This window comes from Streptomyces humidus (assembly GCF_014649655.1).
Lineage (GTDB): Bacteria > Actinomycetota > Actinomycetes > Streptomycetales > Streptomycetaceae > Streptomyces > Streptomyces humidus.
In genome coordinates this window covers 113,795-129,713 of the sequence record NZ_BMTL01000001.1, presented here as the reverse complement: position 1 = coordinate 129,713, position 15,919 = coordinate 113,795, and the positions used below count along the sequence as shown (strand labels likewise).

The 15,919-nt window shown below is 72.3% G+C and carries 13 protein-coding genes; 9 read left to right on the top strand and 4 right to left on the bottom strand.

Translation table 11 applies throughout. The annotated features are described in order from the left end of the window. Positions 1-31 precede the first annotated feature (31 nt). Positions 32-1,075: a zinc-dependent alcohol dehydrogenase family protein gene (locus tag IE239_RS00550; RefSeq protein WP_190147192.1), complete on the top strand. Its 1,044-nt coding sequence runs from the start codon at positions 32-34 to the stop codon at positions 1,073-1,075. Positions 1,076-1,205: 130 nt separating this feature from the next. Here the strand turns inward: IE239_RS00550 and IE239_RS00545 are convergent, their stop codons facing one another. Together IE239_RS00545 and IE239_RS00540 are read right to left on the bottom strand one after the other, a co-directional pair. After that, on the bottom strand, positions 1,206-1,406 hold the full coding sequence (locus IE239_RS00545) for a helix-turn-helix transcriptional regulator (protein WP_190147191.1): 201 nt from the start codon (positions 1,404-1,406) through the stop codon (positions 1,206-1,208). A gap of 255 nt (positions 1,407-1,661) precedes the next feature. Then, complete coding sequence (locus IE239_RS00540; protein ID WP_190147190.1) at positions 1,662-2,579, bottom strand: sugar phosphate isomerase/epimerase family protein; 918 nt, start codon at positions 2,577-2,579, stop codon at positions 1,662-1,664. Between the two features lie 178 nt (positions 2,580-2,757). Here IE239_RS00540 and iolC point away from each other — a divergent pair, with 178 nt between their 5' ends. The 8 genes from iolC to IE239_RS00500 all read left to right on the top strand — a co-directional run bounded on the left by iolC (position 2,758) and on the right by IE239_RS00500 (position 14,175). Continuing rightward, positions 2,758-3,735: a 5-dehydro-2-deoxygluconokinase gene (gene iolC / locus IE239_RS00535; RefSeq protein WP_190147189.1), complete on the top strand. Its 978-nt coding sequence runs from the start codon at positions 2,758-2,760 to the stop codon at positions 3,733-3,735. Next, a complete protein-coding gene (locus IE239_RS00530) occupies positions 3,732-4,625 on the top strand; it encodes a Cgl0159 family (beta/alpha)8-fold protein (protein ID WP_190147188.1) in 894 nt (297 codons plus the stop codon). Before iolC ends, IE239_RS00530 begins: the two co-directional genes overlap by 4 nt. A gap of 7 nt (positions 4,626-4,632) precedes the next feature. Further along, entirely contained in the window at positions 4,633-5,463 is an 831-nt protein-coding gene (gene iolB / locus IE239_RS00525) for a 5-deoxy-glucuronate isomerase (RefSeq protein WP_190147187.1), read from the top strand. Further along, positions 5,460-7,337 carry a 3D-(3,5/4)-trihydroxycyclohexane-1,2-dione acylhydrolase (decyclizing) gene (gene iolD, locus IE239_RS00520; RefSeq protein ID WP_190147186.1) on the top strand — a complete coding sequence of 626 codons (1,878 nt, stop codon included), beginning with the start codon at positions 5,460-5,462 and terminating at the stop codon, positions 7,335-7,337. The genes iolB and iolD overlap by 4 nt, the downstream gene beginning before the upstream one ends. Positions 7,338-7,351: 14 nt before the next feature. After that, entirely contained in the window at positions 7,352-8,863 is a 1,512-nt protein-coding gene (mmsA, locus tag IE239_RS00515) for a CoA-acylating methylmalonate-semialdehyde dehydrogenase (protein ID WP_190147185.1), read from the top strand. A gap of 298 nt (positions 8,864-9,161) precedes the next feature. Further along, positions 9,162-10,559, top strand: a complete 1,398-nt coding sequence (locus IE239_RS00510; protein WP_190147184.1) for an APC family permease — start codon at positions 9,162-9,164, stop codon at positions 10,557-10,559. 119 nt (positions 10,560-10,678) lie between these two features. After that, positions 10,679-13,324, top strand: coding sequence for a CocE/NonD family hydrolase (locus tag IE239_RS00505; protein WP_190147183.1), 2,646 nt, complete (start codon positions 10,679-10,681; stop codon positions 13,322-13,324). Continuing rightward, complete coding sequence (locus tag IE239_RS00500) at positions 13,321-14,175, top strand: ABC transporter permease (protein ID WP_190147182.1); 855 nt, start codon at positions 13,321-13,323, stop codon at positions 14,173-14,175. Before IE239_RS00505 ends, IE239_RS00500 begins: the two co-directional genes overlap by 4 nt. 79 nt (positions 14,176-14,254) lie before the next feature. Here the strand turns inward: IE239_RS00500 and IE239_RS00495 are convergent, their stop codons facing one another. Together IE239_RS00495 and IE239_RS00490 are read right to left on the bottom strand one after the other, a co-directional pair. Further along, complete coding sequence (locus IE239_RS00495) at positions 14,255-14,653, bottom strand: rodlin (protein WP_190147181.1); 399 nt, start codon at positions 14,651-14,653, stop codon at positions 14,255-14,257. A 129-nt stretch (positions 14,654-14,782) separates the two neighbouring features. Beyond that, positions 14,783-15,832 (bottom strand): LCP family protein, encoded by a 1,050-nt coding sequence (locus IE239_RS00490; RefSeq protein WP_190147180.1) that lies wholly within the window; start codon positions 15,830-15,832, stop codon positions 14,783-14,785. Between the last annotated feature and the right edge of the window lie 87 nt (positions 15,833-15,919).

The following is a 15,919-nucleotide window of genomic DNA, read 5'->3' as shown; positions in this document are numbered from 1 at the left end:
TCTGCGACGGAGAAGCCGAAGGCGAGGGCGCATGCGGGCTGTGGTGTTCGAACGGTTCGGGGAACCGGCCGAGGTGCGGGAGGTGCCCGACCCGCGGCCCGCCGAGCACGGGGTGGTGGTGCGCGTCGAGGCCACCGGCCTGTGCCGCAGCGACTGGCACGCCTGGATGGGCCACGACCCGGACGTCGTGCTGCCGCACGTCCCCGGTCACGAACTCGCCGGGGTGGTGGCGGAGACGGGCTCCCGGGTCACCCGCTGGAAGGCCGGCGACCGGGTCACCGTCCCCTTCGTGTGCGGCTGCGGCAGCTGCCCGTCCTGCGCGGCCGGCGATCACCAGGTGTGCGAACGTCAGACCCAGCCCGGCTTCACGCACTGGGGTTCCTTCGCCCGGTACGTGGCCCTGGAACACGCCGACGTCAACCTCGTCGGGGTCCCGGACGACCTGTCGTACGCCACCGCCGCGTCCCTCGGCTGCCGGTTCGCCACGGCGTTCCGGGCGGTCGTGCACCAGGGCCGCCTCGCGGCGGGGGAGTGGGTGGCGGTGCACGGCTGCGGAGGCGTGGGCCTGTCCGCGGTGATGATCGCGGCGGCGAGCGGGGCGCGGGTGGTCGCGGTGGACGTCTCGCCCCGGGCCCTGGAGCTGGCGCGCCGCTTCGGCGCGGCGGAGTGCGTGGACGCGGCGCGCGTGCCGGACACGGCGGAGGCCGTCCGCGAGCTGACCGGCGGCGGCGCGCATCTCTCGCTCGACGCTCTCGGCTCGCCCGCCACCTGCGCCGCCTCGGTGAACGGGCTGCGCCGCCGGGGCCGGCACGTCCAGGTCGGGCTGCTGCCCTCGCGGGACGGCTCCACCCCCGTGCCGCTGGCCCGTGCCATCGCCCTGGAACTGGAGCTCCTGGGCAGTCACGGCATGGCTGCCCACGCCTATCCCGCGATGCTGGAAATGGTCCGCTCCGCGGCCGTGCGCCCCGATCTCCTGGTGACGTCGACGATCACGCTGGACGACGCGCCGGCCGCGCTGGCCGCCCTGGGCACGGCGCCGGGCGCGGGAGTGACGGTCATCGAGCCCTGGGCCTGACCGGCCGTCCGTCCGCCCGGCGCGGCCCGGTCCGCTCGCGGCGGGGATCGCGGTGCGCGCCGCGGCCCACGGCACTGTGCCCCACGCGCCGGGTGGCGGTGGGGCACAGCTGCCGGCACTGCGGGCCCGGTCAGCCCGCGGTTCGTCCGCGGTTGCCCGGGCGGGAGGCGACCCAGGCGCGGACGGTGTCGGCGTACCAGTAGGGCTTGCCGCCCTCGACGTGGTCGGGCGGGGGCAGGAGTCCGTGTTTGCGGTACGACCGTACGGTGTCCGGCTGCACCTTGATGTGCGCCGCGATCTCCTTGTACGACCAGAGCCTTCGGTCGGTCATGAGCTGTACCTCCGTGCGCGCGCGGGCGGCGGCCGGGAGGCCGCCCGGGGGAGCCGGCGCTGCGCTGGCGATCACCAAGCCTGTGCCCAATGAACGGCGTCCGGTGACCGTGCGGAAGCGGCTGTCGACGGACGGTGACAGAGAACCCGCGTACACGTGACATGTGTGACGAAAGGGTGGCGTTTGTGACACGGGTGACACATCTGACGCACCGGTGTGCGCGGGGCGCACGACGCGCGATACGCCGGGAGGGTCCTACGCCCCGCAGGACCGCAGGAAGGCCCGCGTCCGCTGCGCGATGGGCAGGGGGGTGTCCGGCGCGCACGGGTACATGTCCTGTTCGACGATCGCGAACAGGTCCACGTCCAGTTTCTGCGCCGCCTCCAGGACCGGCCCCAGCGCGGGTACCCCGGTCGGGGGTTCGCACATCACGCCCTGGGCCACGGCCGGCCCGAACGGCGTCCCCTTCGCCCGCACGTCCGCCAGGATCTCCGGGTCGACCTGCTTGAGGTGCAGGTAGCCGATGCGCTCCCCGTAGGTCTCGATCAGCTTGACGCTGTCGCCGCCGCAGTACGCGTAGTGCCCGGTGTCCAGGCACAGCGAGACCAGGTCGGAGTCGGTGCCGTCCAGGAACCGGACGACGTTCTCCTCGCTGTCGATGTGGGTGTCGGCGTGCGGGTGCACGACGATCCGGAGTCCGTAGCGCTCGCGCACCTCCTTGCCCAGCCGCTCGGTCAGCGAGGTCAGGTTGCGCCACTGCTCGGGGGTCAGCGTGTCCGGTTCCAGCACGTCACCGGTCTTGTCGTCCCGCCAGAACGACGGGATGACGACCAGGTGGCGGGCGCCCATCGCCTGGGCGAGCACCGCGTTGTCCGCGACGTGCGCCCAGGTCTTCTCCCACACGGCCTCGCCGTGGTGCAGCCCGGTGAAGACCGTGCCCGCCGACACTTTGAGCCCGCGCTTCGACGTCTCCTCGGCGAGCACGGCGGGATCGGTGGGCAGGTACCCGTAGGGGCCCAGCTCGATCCACTCGTAGCCGGACTGCGCGACCTCGTCGAGGAAGCGCCGCCAGGGGACCTGGGCGGGATCGTCCGGGAACCAGACGCCCCAGCTGTCGGGGGCCGATCCGATCCGGATGCGGGAAAGTGAGGACTCAGGTGACAACGACGTCATGGCCGTCAGAGTGCGGTCTCACCGAGGGGGTGTCAAGGGCTGGTCCGAATGTCTGGACAAAACATTGACAGGGCCCGTCGTGCGGGACTAGAAAGCCGTGAGAGCCGATACGGGACGTGCGCCGCGGACGTCCCGTGAGCGGTCTTCTCGGGGGCGAGCCGATTGCGAAGGGAACTCGATGGCGTACGACCTGATCACCATGGGGCGGACAGGGGTGGACCTCTATCCGCTGCAGACGGGCGTCCCGCTCCCGCAGGTCACGTCCTTCGGGAAGTTCCTGGGGGGATCGGCGGCCAACGTCGCCGTCGCCGCGGCCCGGCTCGGCCGGCGGACGGCGCTGATCTCCCGCACCGGCGACGACCCGTTCGGCACGTATGTGCACGAGGCCCTGCGCGGCTTCGGCGTGGACGACCGCTGGGTCACGGCCGTGCCCGTGCTGCCCACACCGGTCACCTTCTGCGAGATCTTCCCGCCGGACGACTTCCCGCTGTACTTCTATCGGCAGCCCAAGGCGCCGGACCTGGAGATCGACGCCCATGAGCTCGACCTCGACGCCGTCCGCGAGACCCGGGTCTTCTGGGTCACCGGCACCGGCCTGAGCGAGGAGCCCAGCCGCACGGCGACCCTCGCCGCCCTCGCCCACCGGGCGAAGGCCGGCATCACGGTCTTCGACCTCGACTGGCGGCCGATGTTCTGGAACGACCGCACGGACGCGTCCGGGGGCACCCCGGCCGAGGCGGCCCGCCCGTTCTACGCCGAGGCGCTGAAGCACACCACCGTCGCCGTCGGAAACCTCGACGAGGTGGAGGTCGCCACCGGGGTGCGCGAGCCGCGGGCCGCGGCACGGGCGCTGCTGGACGCCGGCGTCGAACTCGCCGTGGTCAAGCAGGGCCCCAAGGGCGTCCTCGCCGTGAACCGCGAGGGCGAGTCCGTCGAGGTCCCGCCGCTGCCGGTCGACGTCCTCAACGGCCTCGGGGCCGGCGACGCGTTCGGCGGGTCCCTCTGCCACGGCCTGCTCGCCGGCTGGGACCTGGAGAAGATCATGCGCCACGCCAACGCGGCCGGCGCCATCGTCGCCTCCCGTCTGGAGTGCTCCTCCGCGATGCCCACTCCGGCCGAGGTGGAAGCGGCGATCGAGGCGGGGGCCGTCCGGTGACGAACGTCGACGTCGCTGAACTCGTCCGGCTGCGCTCGCAGCACCCCGAGGCGATCGCCGAGGCGGCCGCCCGCCGGCCGCGCCGGCCGCTGCTGGGCGACTCCGGCCGGCTGATGATCGTCGCCGCCGACCATCCGGCCCGCGGCGCACTCGGCGTCGGCGGGGACCGGCTGGCCATGGCCAACCGCGCCGGCCTGCTCGAACGCCTCTGCCTCGCACTGTCCCGGCCCGGTGTCGACGGCGTCCTCGCGACCGCCGACATCCTCGACGACCTGCTGCTGCTCGGCGCCCTCGACGGCAAGGTCGTCATGGGCTCCATGAACCGCGGCGGCCTCCAGGGCGCCGTCTTCGAGCTCGACGACCGCTTCACCGGGCACCGTGCCGAGGACATCGAGCGGCTGAACTTCGACGCGGGAAAGCTGCTGCTGCGCATCGACTACGACGACCCGGGCTCCCTCACCACCCTGGAGACCACCGCCCGAGCCGTCGACGACATGGCCGCCCGCGGGCTCCCCCTCTTCGTCGAGCCGTTCATCAGCCGGCGCGGCCCCGACGGCAGACTGGGCAACGACCTGTCCGCCGAGGCCGTCACCCGGTCGATCGCCATCGCCTCCGGCCTGGGCGGCACCTCCGCCTACACCTGGCTGAAGGTGCCCGTCACCGACAACCCCGACGACATGGCCCAGGTCATGGAGACCTCCACCCTGCCCGCCGTCCTGCTGGGCGGCGAGGTCGGCGGCTCCGTCGAGGAACAGGACGGCGCGTACGAGAAGTGGCGCGGGGCGCTGCAACTGCCCACCGTCCGGGGCCTGGTGGTCGGACGCTCGCTGCTGTACCCGGCGGACGGGAACGTCGCCGCCGCCGTGGACACCGCCGTAGGACTGCTGTGAGGGCCGCATGACGAACACAGAGCCGCAACCCGACCTGTACATCCCGCGGGGCACGACCGCCGGCGACCACTACACGCTCGACATCGACCCCCGCCGGGCCGGCTGGGATCACTGCAGCCTGCGGATCGTCGAGCTGGAGCCGGGCGGCGCCCACACCTTCACCACCGGTGACAGCGAGTGGATCGTCCTCCCCCTCGCCGGCGGATGTACCGTGCGCACAGACGAAGACGAGTTCCAACTCCTGGGCAGGGAAACGGTGTTCGCGTCGGTCTCCGACTTCGCGTACGTTCCCCGCGACGCCCGGGTCCAGATCGCCTCCGGCGCGGGAGGCCGCTTCGCCCTGGCAGGAGCGAAGTGCGAGCGACGACTCCCCGCCCGCTACGGCCCCGCGCCGGAGGTCCCCGTCGAAGAACGCGGCAGCGGCAGCCAGTTGCGCCATGTGCGCAACTTCGCCTCCGCCGACGCCTTCGACTGCGACAAGCTGATCGCCGTCGAGGTGGTCACCCCCGGCGGCAACTGGTCCTCGTACCCGCCGCACAAGCACGACGAGCACCGGCCGGGCGAGGAGGCCGAACTCGAGGAGATCTACTACTTCGAGATCGACGGCCCGCACGGGTTCGGCTATCAGCGCGTGTCCCCCTCCCGCGAGGGCGGATCCGACGTCCTCGCCGAGGTCCGGTCCGGCGACGCCGTCCTCGTCCCCGACGGCTGGCACGGCCCGTCGATCGCCCAGCCGGGCCACGCCATGTACTACCTCAACGTCATGGCCGGCCCCGGCGAGACCCGCGAATGGCGGATCTGCTTCCACCCGGCCCACGCAGAAGGGGGTTACCGATGACCACCAGGCTCACCGTGGCCCAGGCGCTGGTGCGCTTCCTCGCCGCCCAGTACACCGAGCGCGACGGCACGAGGCAGCGGCTGATCGGCGCGACCTGGGGCATCTTCGGCCACGGCAACGTCGCCGGCCTCGGCCAGGCGCTGGTCGAGTACGGCGACGACATGCCCTTCCACCAGGGCCGCAACGAGCAGTCCATGGTGCACGCGGCCGTCGGCTACGCCCGCCAGTCGAACCGCCTGTCCACCCACGCCGTGACGACGTCGATCGGCCCCGGCGCGACCAACCTGGTCACCGGCGCCGCCCTCGCCACCGTCAACCACCTGCCCGTCCTGCTGCTGCCCGGCGACGTCTTCGCGACCCGCGTGGCGGACCCGGTCCTGCAGCAGATCGAAGTGCCGTACGCGGGCGACGTCTCCGTCAACGACTGCCTGCGCCCGGTGTCGAGGTACTTCGACCGCGTCACCCGCCCCGAGGCCCTGATCCCCGCGGCGCTCCAGGCGATGCGGGTCCTCACCGACCCGGTGGAGACCGGGGCCGTGACCCTGGCGATGCCCCAGGACGTCCAGGCCGAGGCCTACGACTGGCCCGACGAGTTCTTCGCCGAGCGGACCTGGACCGTACGCCGTCCGGGCGCCGACCCGGCCGAGCTGGCCGAGGCCGTCCGGGCGATCCGGGCAGCCCGGCGTCCCCTCGTCGTCGCGGGCGGCGGCGTCCACCACAGCCGCGCCGAGGAGGCCCTCGCCGCCTTCGCCGAGGCCACCGGCATCCCCGTCGCCTCCACCCAGGCCGGCAAGGGCTCGCTGCGCCACGACCACCCCCAGGACGTGGGCGGCGTCGGCCACACCGGCACCGCGACCGCCGACGAACTGGCCCGCACCGCCGACCTGGTCATCGGCGTCGGCACCCGCTACACCGACTTCACCACCGCGTCGAACACCCTGTTCCAGGGCGACGGCGTCCGCTTCCTCAACCTCAACATCGCCTCCCTCGACGGCCACAAGCTCGCCGGCCTCCCCCTGGTCGCGGACGCCCGCAGCGCACTGGACGAGCTGACCGCGGCGCTGCGCCCGCACGGCCACCGGGTCGCCGACGCCTACGTCACCGAGTACGGCGAGGACAAGGAGCGCTGGGAACAGCGCGTCGACGCCTGCTACGAGGCCGACGACCCCGACATGCGTCCCACGCAGCCACAGGTGCTCGGCGCGCTCGACGCCCTCGTCGACGAGTCTGACGTGATCATCAACGCGGCCGGTTCGCTCCCCGGCGACCTGCACAAACTGTGGCGGGCGCGCTCGCGGGACCAGTACCACCTGGAGTACGGCTACTCCTGCATGGGATACGAGATCCCGGCTGCGATCGGCGTGAAGCTGGCCGCCCCCGAGCGCAACGTCTGGGCGCTGGTCGGCGACGGCACCTACCTGATGATGCCGACGGAGATCGTGACGGCCGTGCAGGAGGGCATCGCGATCAAGATGCTGCTCGTGCAGAACCACGGCTACGCCTCGATCGGCGGCCTCTCGGAGTCCGTCGGCGGTGAGCGGTTCGGCACCGCGTACCGCTTCACCGCGCAGGACGGCACGTTCACCGGGGCCCCGCTGCCCGTCGACCTGGCCGCGAACGTGGCCAGCCTCGGCATGCGCGTGCTGCGCGCGAAGACCGTCGGCGAACTGCGCGAGGCCCTCGCCGAGGCGCGCCGCGCCGACACTCCCACATGTGTCTACGTCGAGACGGAAACGTCCGACACTGTGTCGGGGCCGCCGCCGGCGCAGGCCTGGTGGGATGTACCTGTGGCCGAGACCGCGACCCGAGAGTCCGCGGTGAAGGCACGTGAGCTGTACGAACGGCACGTCTCCACCCGACGCCGCCATCTGTGAAGGAGCACTCGGTCATGACGAAGATCGTCAACCACTGGATCGGCGGCAAGCCCGTTGAGAACGCCGCGGGCGAGTCGGGCAGGTTCGGGTCGGTCACCGACCCGGCGACCGGCGCCGTCACCACCAAGGTCGCGTTCGCGACCGTCGACGAGGTCGACGCGGCGGTCGCCGCCGCCAAGGAGGCGTTCGCCGGCTGGGGCGTCTCCTCCCTCGCCAAGCGCACCACGATCCTCTTCAGGTTCCGGGCGCTGCTGGACGAGCACCGGGACGAGATCGCAGAGCTGATCACCGCCGAGCACGGCAAGGTGCACAGCGACGCGCTCGGCGAGGTCGCGCGCGGCCTGGAGATCGTCGACCTGGCGTGCGGGATCACCGTGCAGCTGAAGGGCGAGCTGTCCACCGAGGTGGCCAGCCGCGTGGACGTGGCGTCCATCCGCCAGCCGCTGGGCGTCGTCGCGGGCATCACGCCGTTCAACTTCCCGGCGATGGTCCCGATGTGGATGTTCCCGATCGCCATCGCGACCGGCAACACCTTCGTGCTGAAGCCGAGCGAGAAGGACCCGTCGGCGGCGGTCCGGCTGGCCGAGCTGCTCGCCGAGGCGGGCCTGCCCGACGGCGTGTTCAACGTCGTCCACGGCGACAAGGTGGCCGTCGACCGCCTGCTGGAGCACCCGGACGTCAAGGCCGTCTCCTTCGTCGGCTCGACCCCGATCGCCCGCTACATCCACACCACGGCCTCCGCCAACGGCAAGCGCGTGCAGGCCCTGGGCGGCGCGAAGAACCACATGCTGGTCCTGCCCGACGCGGACCTCGACGCGGCCGCCGACGCCGCCGTCTCCGCCGCCTACGGCTCGGCCGGCGAGCGCTGCATGGCGATCTCCGCGGTCGTCGCCGTCGGCGCGATCGGCGACGAGCTGGTGCAGAAGATCCGCGAGCGCGCCGAGAAGATCAAGATCGGTCCCGGCAACGACCCGACGTCGGAGATGGGCCCGCTGATCACCAGGGTCCACCGCGACAAGGTGGCGTCGTACGTGACGGGCGCGGCGGCCGAGGGCGCGGAGGTCGTCCTCGACGGCACCGGCCACACGGTCGACGGCTACGAGGACGGCCACTGGATCGGCATCTCGCTCCTCGACAAGGTGCCGACGACGGCGAAGGCCTACCAGGACGAGATCTTCGGCCCGGTCCTGTGCGTGCTGCGCGTCGACACCTTCGACGAGGGCGTGGCCCTCATCAACGCCTCTCCCTTCGGCAACGGCACCGCGATCTTCACCCGGGACGGCGGCGCGGCCCGCCGCTTCCAGCTGGAGATCGAGGCCGGCATGGTCGGCGTGAACGTCCCGATCCCGGTCCCTGTCGGCTACCACAGCTTCGGCGGCTGGAAGGACTCGCTCTTCGGCGACCACCACATCTACGGCAACGACGGCACGCACTTCTACACCCGCGGCAAGGTCGTCACCACTCGCTGGCCCGACCCGGCGGACGGCCCCGGCGGCGTGGACCTGGGCTTCCCGCGCAACCACTGACCGACCCGCTCTTCCTGGGGAAGCCGTCCGGAATCCGGACGGCTTCTCCTTTTTTCGACACCCCGACTACGGTTCCCGTATGACCCGAGCCACCGTGTTCACTTGCGGTGGACGACCGTAAGCGCAGCCGGAAGAGGGTCTCACCTACGGATTCCGTAGGTGAACACCTATTGACGCGGCGGTTTCCGTCGGGATTCCATGCAGCCGCAGGGAGCGGACGAACGACGTACGACCAAGCCGCCGGAGGCGATAGCGCTCCCGCCCCTCACCTCGCCGCACGAGTCGATCGGAATCCCGCATGACCGACACGCTCCGCCCTGTCGAGACCGCCCTCCCCCAGGCGTCCGACAGTCCCCAGAAGCTCAAGCGCTCCATAGGAGTCGTCGGCGGCACCCTTCTGACCCTGTCCTGCGTCACCCCCGCCTCCACCCTGTTCGTCATCGTCCCGGACCTGTTCGGCTCGCTCGGCACCGCGACCGCCCTCACGATCGCGATCGGCTCGCTGCTCTGCGTCGCCGTGGCGTTCTGCTACTCCGAACTGGGCACCCTCATCCCCAGCGCGGGCGGCGAGTACGCCATGGTGTCCACGCTGGCCGGACGGCTCGCCGGCTGGCTGGTCTTCGTCCTCTCCCTCCTCGTCGTCGTGATCGTCCCGCCGGTGATCGCGGTGGGCACGGCCGACTACCTCGCCCCGGTGGTGCAGCTGGACCCCTCCCTCACGGGCGCCGGCGTCATGCTGCTCGCCACCCTCGCCGGTCTGCTCGACCTGCGCGCCAACGCCTGGATCACCGGAGTCTTCCTGGTCCTGGAGGTCATCGCGGCCGCCGTCGTGGCCGTCCTGGGCTTCGCCCACGGGCACCGCGGCCCGGGCAGCCTCGTCTCGATGCAGGTCGCCGGCGCCGACGGTCACGCCGACACCGTCACCGCCATGCTGGTCGTCTCCGGTCTGGCCATCGCCCTCTTCATCACCCAGGGCTTCTCGACCGCCGTCTACCTCTCCGAGGAACTCGAGCACCCGCGCCGCAACGTCGCCCGCACGGTCCTGGCCACCCTCGCCATCTCCACGGTGATCATCCTGGTCCCGGTCGTCGCCATCACCTTCGGCGCCTCCGACCTCGCCCAGCTCACCGGCGGCGACATCGGCTCCATGGTGACCGCCTGGTCCAACTCGGCGGTCGGCGCGTTCGTCAGCATCTGCGTGGCGCTCGCGATCATCAACGCCGGCATCGTCATGGTCATCCAGAACTCCCGGGTCATGTTCGCCTCCGCCCGCGACAAGGCCTGGCCGCAGCCGGTCAACGACGCCTTCTCCAAGCTCGGCCGCTTCGGCTCCCCCTGGGTGGCCACCCTCGCCGTCGGCGTGCCCGGCGCCGCGCTCTGCTTCGTGAACCTGGACACCCTCTACGGCGTCACCGGCGTCTCCGTGACCGGGATGTACCTGCTGGTCGCCGTCGCCTCCCTGCTCTCCCGCCGCGGCCACCACCGGCACACCTCCGCCTGGCGCATGCCCCTGTGGCCGGTCCTGCCGGTCCTGCTGATCGCCGTGCTCGCGTACGTCCTGACCCAGCAGGAGACGAGCTACCTCCTGTGGACCGGCGGCATCACCGCCGTCGCCACCCTCTACTGGGCGCTCTACCTCCGTCCGCGCCGCGAGACCCGCTGGCTCGTGTCCCTCCCCGAGGACGCGCGCGACTGAACCCCCCCGGCGTACCGCGTCCGCGGTACGCCGGAGCATCCGTGTACGCCGCCGGGAGGGTGCGAGGTTCGGCCTGCGGTCGACAACCCCATGACAGGTTGACCCCGTACGGTTGAAGCATGGATCTTCGACTGCCCGGTCTGCGAGGACCACGGCGGCCACGACGGATCGTCTCCGCCGTGGCCGCCGTCGTCGTACTCGCCGGCGCCGGTACCTGGACGGCCGTCGCCGCCGGCGACGACACGCCCGCCGTGCACAGCGCCGACCGGGTCATGACGGTGGACGGCGTACGCCTGGACACCTCCTACTTCACCGCCGGCGGTACCGGCCGCCGCCCCGCCGTGCTCCTCGCGCACGGCTTCGGCGGCAGCAAGGACGACGTCAGGCCGCAGGCCGAGAAACTCGCCCGCGAGGGATACGCGGTGCTGACCTGGTCGGCGCGCGGCTTCGGCAGGTCCACCGGCAAGATCGGGCTGAACGACCCGAAGGGCGAGGTCGCCGACGTCTCCCGGCTGATCGACTGGCTCGCGAAGCAGCCCGAGGTCCGGCTCGACAAGCCGGGCGACCCGCGCGTGGGCATGGCGGGCGCCTCCTACGGCGGCGCGGTCTCCCTGCTGGCCGCCGGGTACGACGACCGCGTGGACGCCATCGCCCCCGAGATCACCTACTGGAACCTCGCGGACGCCCTGTTCCCCGGCGGCGTGTTCAAGAAGCTGTGGGCCGGGGTCTTCTTCAGCACCGGCGGGGGCGCCGCCCGCTTCGCACCCGAGCCGGCCGCGATGTACGAGCGCGTCGCCGAGTCCGGCGCCCCGGACGCCGCCGCCCGCGCACTCCTCGAAGCCCGCTCGCCGTCCGCCGTCGCCGACCGCATCAAGGTCCCCACCCTGCTCGTCCAGGGCCAGACCGACTCCCTCTTCACCCTGGCCCAGTCCGACGCGGCCGCGAAGGCGATCCGCGAGAACGGCGCCCCCGTGGACGTCGACTGGATCGCGGGCGGCCACGACGGCGGCGACCTGGAGGGCGACCGCGTCCAGACCCGCGTCCGCACCTGGTTCGACCGCTACCTCAAGGGCGACAAGGCCGCCGACACCGGCCCCGCCTTCCGCGTCACCCGCACCGGAGGCGTCGACTCCACCGACGGCGCCGCCCGGCTCAGGGGCGCGAGTGCGGACGCCTACCCGGGCCTGAACCACGGCGACCGCTCGTTCCCGCTCACCGCCCGCCGCGAGGAGCAGTCCTTCGCCAACCCGCCCGGCGCGAGCCCGCCCGCCGTCTCCGCCCTGCCCGGCCTGGGCGGCGGCGGCCTCGCCCAGCTCTCCTCGCTCGGCGTCGGCGTCTCCCTCGACTTCCCCGGCCAGTTCGCCGCCTTCGACTCCGCCCCGGTCGCCGGCGACCTTCGGGTCACCGGTTCCCCGACCGTCACCGTCCACGTGAAGTCGACGTCCGACACCGCCGTCCTCTTCGCCAAGGTCTACGACGTCGCGGGCGGCGGCAGCCAGGTGCTGCCCTCCCAGCTCGTCACCCCGGTCCGCGTCGAGGGAGCCAAGGCCGGCAAGGACGTCACGATCACCCTCCCGGCGATCGACCACAAGGTCGAGGAGGGCCACCGGCTGCGCCTGGTCCTCGCCTCCACCGACCTCGGCTACGCCTCCCCGACGGCCCCGGCGACGTACACCGTCTCCCTGAAGAGCGACCTGTCGGTCCCCACCGCCCCGGCCGTGACGACGGCCGCCGCCCCGCTGCCGTCCTGGGTCTGGTGGCTCCCCCTCGCCGGTGCGGCCGTCGCCCTCGCCCTGCTCCTGTCCGCCCGCCGCCGCACCGCCGGCCCGGCCCCCGACCCCGCGCTCGCGGACGTCCCGCTGCTGATCACCGACCTGAGCAAGAAGTACGCGAACGGCGACCGCTACAGCGTCCGCGACCTGTCCTTCCGCGTTGACAAGGGCCAGGTCCTCGGACTCCTCGGCCCCAACGGCGCGGGCAAGACGACGACCCTGCGCATGCTGATGGGCCTGATCACGCCCGACGGCGGCGAGATCCGCGTCTTCGGCCACGCGATCCGTCCCGGCGCGCCCGTCCTCTCCCGCGTCGGCTCCTTCGTCGAGGGCGCCGGCTTCCTGCCGCACCTGACCGGCCGGGAGAACCTGGAGCTGTACTGGCGGGCCACCGGCCGGCCGGCCGAGGACGCCCGGCTCGAGGAGGCCCTGGAGATCGCCGGCCTCGGCGACGCCCTGGCCCGCGCGGTGCGCACCTACTCCCAGGGCATGCGCCAGCGCCTCGCCATCGCCCAGGCCATGCTCGGCCTGCCGGACCTGCTCATCCTCGACGAGCCGACCAACGGCCTCGACCCGCCGCAGATCCGCGAGATGCGCGAGGTGATGATCCGCTACGCGGCGGCCGGCCGCACGGTCATCGTCTCCAGCCATCTGCTGTCCGAGGTCGAGCAGTCCTGCACGCACCTCGTGGTGATGGACCGCGGCAAGCTCGTCCAGGCGGGCCCGGTCGCCGAGATCGTCGGCTCCGGGGACACCCTCCTCGTCGGCACCGCCGCCCCCGTGGAAGAGCCGGTCGCGGAGAAGGTCGCCGCGCTGCCGGGCGTGGCCTCCGCCGTCCTCGCCGACGAAGGACTGCTGGTCCGGCTCGGCCCCGACGGCACCGCCCAGCACCTGGTCGCCGAGCTCGTCCGGCTCGACGTCCCGGTGACCTCGGTCGGACCGCACCGTCGCCTGGAGGACGCCTTCCTCACCCTGATCGGAGGTTCCGCATGAGCACCCTCACCGAGGTCGCCTCCGGCTACCAGGCGTCCCGCACCCTGCCGCTGCGCGTCGAGCTGGTCCGCCAGCTCAAGCGCCGTCGCACGCTGATCATGGGCGGCATCCTGGCCGTCCTGCCCTTCGTGCTGCTCATCGCCTTCGCCATCGGCGGCGAGCCCGGCGGCCGCAACAGCCAGGTGACCCTGATGGACACGGCGACGGCGTCCGGCGCCAACTTCGCCGCGGTCAACCTGTTCGTCTCGGCCGGCTTCCTGCTCGTCATCCCCGTCGCCCTGTTCTGCGGGGACACGGTCGCCTCGGAGGCCGGCTGGTCCTCCCTGCGCTATCTGCTCGCCGCGCCCGTGCCCCGCGCCCGCCTGCTGTGGTCCAAGCTCGTCGTCGGGCTCGGCCTCAGCCTGGCCGCGATGGTCCTGCTGCCGGTCGTCGCCCTCGTGGTCGGCTCCGCGGCCTACGGCTGGGGCCCGCTGGAGCTGCCCACCGGCGGCGCGCTCGACCCGGGCACCGCCGCCCAGCGTCTGGTGGTCGTCGTCGGGTACGTCTTCGTCTCCCAACTGGTCACCGCGGGGCTGGCGTTCTGGCTGTCGACCAGGACGGACGCCCCTCTCGGCGCGGTCGGCGGCGCCGTCGGCCTGACCATCGTCGGCAACGTCCTGGACGCCGTCACCGCCCTCGGCGACTGGCGCGACTTCCTGCCCGCGCACTGGCAGTTCGCGTGGGCCGACGCCGTCCAGCCCACCCCCGAGTGGTCCGGCATGATCCAGGGCGCCGCCGTCTCCGTGACCTACGCCCTGGTGCTGTTCGCCCTGGCATTCCGCGGCTTCGCCCGCAAGGACGTCGTGTCGTGACGCCCCCTCCGCGCGGAACGCGGAACGGCGGGTCACCGGAGAACCGGTGACCCGCCGTGGCGGTACGTCAGGCAGCGTCTCAGCGGTTGCCCAGGCCGTTGCCCGCCAGGACCGAGATGTCGTCCAGGACGTGCGACAGCGGGTCGTCGCCCTTGGCCTGGGTGCTGTTCTCGACGCACTGCTGGTTCTGCGACGACGACAGGACCGGGACGTCCTGGAGCGCGCCGAGACCCAGCGTGCCGGCGTTGAGCTTGGCCGGCAGGGCGATGCAGGGCTTGTTCAGCGACCCCTGGACCAGCGACAGCTGCGGGCTCATGTTGCCGAACGTGGCCGAGTTGCCGAATTCCGACGAGGCGCCGTTGCCGCTGGCAGAGGTGGTGCCGCTGTCATCGCCGATGGCCAGGGCCTGGGTCGCGGACCCGGCCGCGAGACCGGCCACGGAGGCGGCGACGGCCGCGGCTGCCCACAGCTTCTTCATGGTTTTTTCCCTTCGAGAAGGCGGACTCCGGGAGAGGAGCTGCGAGATCAACAACGTCCCGCACCCGCCCGGGGTTGCGTGCTGTGCCCCGATCGGCCCAGCGCACCGAACGCGACGGTCGCGCGCCCCTCAGGCACACGCGTACGCGCTCCCGCGTACCGGCACCGTGCTGCCGAGGACGGTCGGCGGGTCCTGCGGCTCGTGGCTCTCGCCCTTCGCGAGCAGCGGCTCGTCCCTGCGTACCTTCCCGAAGAGCGCGTCCGCTTTCCTCGCGTCCCAGGCCAGCGCCGAGCCGATGCCCAGGGAGGCCGGCGCGTAGCCGCTGATCGGCACGATCGTGAACTCTGTCGCCGAGGCCGGCAGCCTGCCGAGAGCGACCGCCTCCTGGGCGAGTTCGTTCACGGAGAACCCCTGCCGGCCGCCCCCGAGCAGCGTACGCGTCAGGAAGAGCGCGCGCCCGGGATCACTGAGCAGCCTGCGTGCCTGCAGCCCGCGCAACGCCTGTACGAGGAAACGCTGCTGACGCTGGATGCGGCCGAGGTCGGCGCTGGAGTCGACATGGCGTGAACGGACGTACTCCAGCGCCCGGCCGCCGCCCAGCCGGTGCTTGCCGGGTGCGAGGTCCAGTTTGGTCGCGGAGTCCTTGAGCGGCCGTGTCGTGCACACCTCGACGCCGCCGGCCGCGTCCACCGTGTCGATGAAGCGCCGGAAGTCCACCTGCACGAAGCGGTCGACGTTCACGCCGGTCATCGACTGCACGGTGCGGGTCGTGAGTTCCGGTCCGCCCTCCTGATAGGCCGCGTTGAGTTTCGCCGGATGGGACGGCCTCTGCACGCCGCTCGCCTCGTCGTGGTACGACGGAATCTCCGCGGAGGAGTCGCGGGGCATGCCGATCACGGTGACGCGGTCCCGGCGGGCCGAGAGGTGGACCAGCATCAGGACGTCGGTGCAGCCGCAGGGATGGCCGCCGGCGTGGAACTCGTTCTTCTCGGTGACGCTGATGCTGTCCCGTTCGTCGGTTCCCATCAGCAGGATGTTCAGCGCGCGCGGAGCGTGTTCCCGGGCGCCGAACCCGGGCAGTGGGGGCAGTGCGGAACTGCCCAGCAGCGCGCCGGTGGCGGCCAGGACGATTCCGGGAATCGCCAGGCGGCGGGGCCGAAGGTGTCTCTTGATCGTCACGCGCCGCACAGTAGAACGGCGGGCCGCCGATGATCCGGCGGCCCGCCGTCCGGGCAGAGAATCCACCCCGGGGGCTCAGGACGAGAA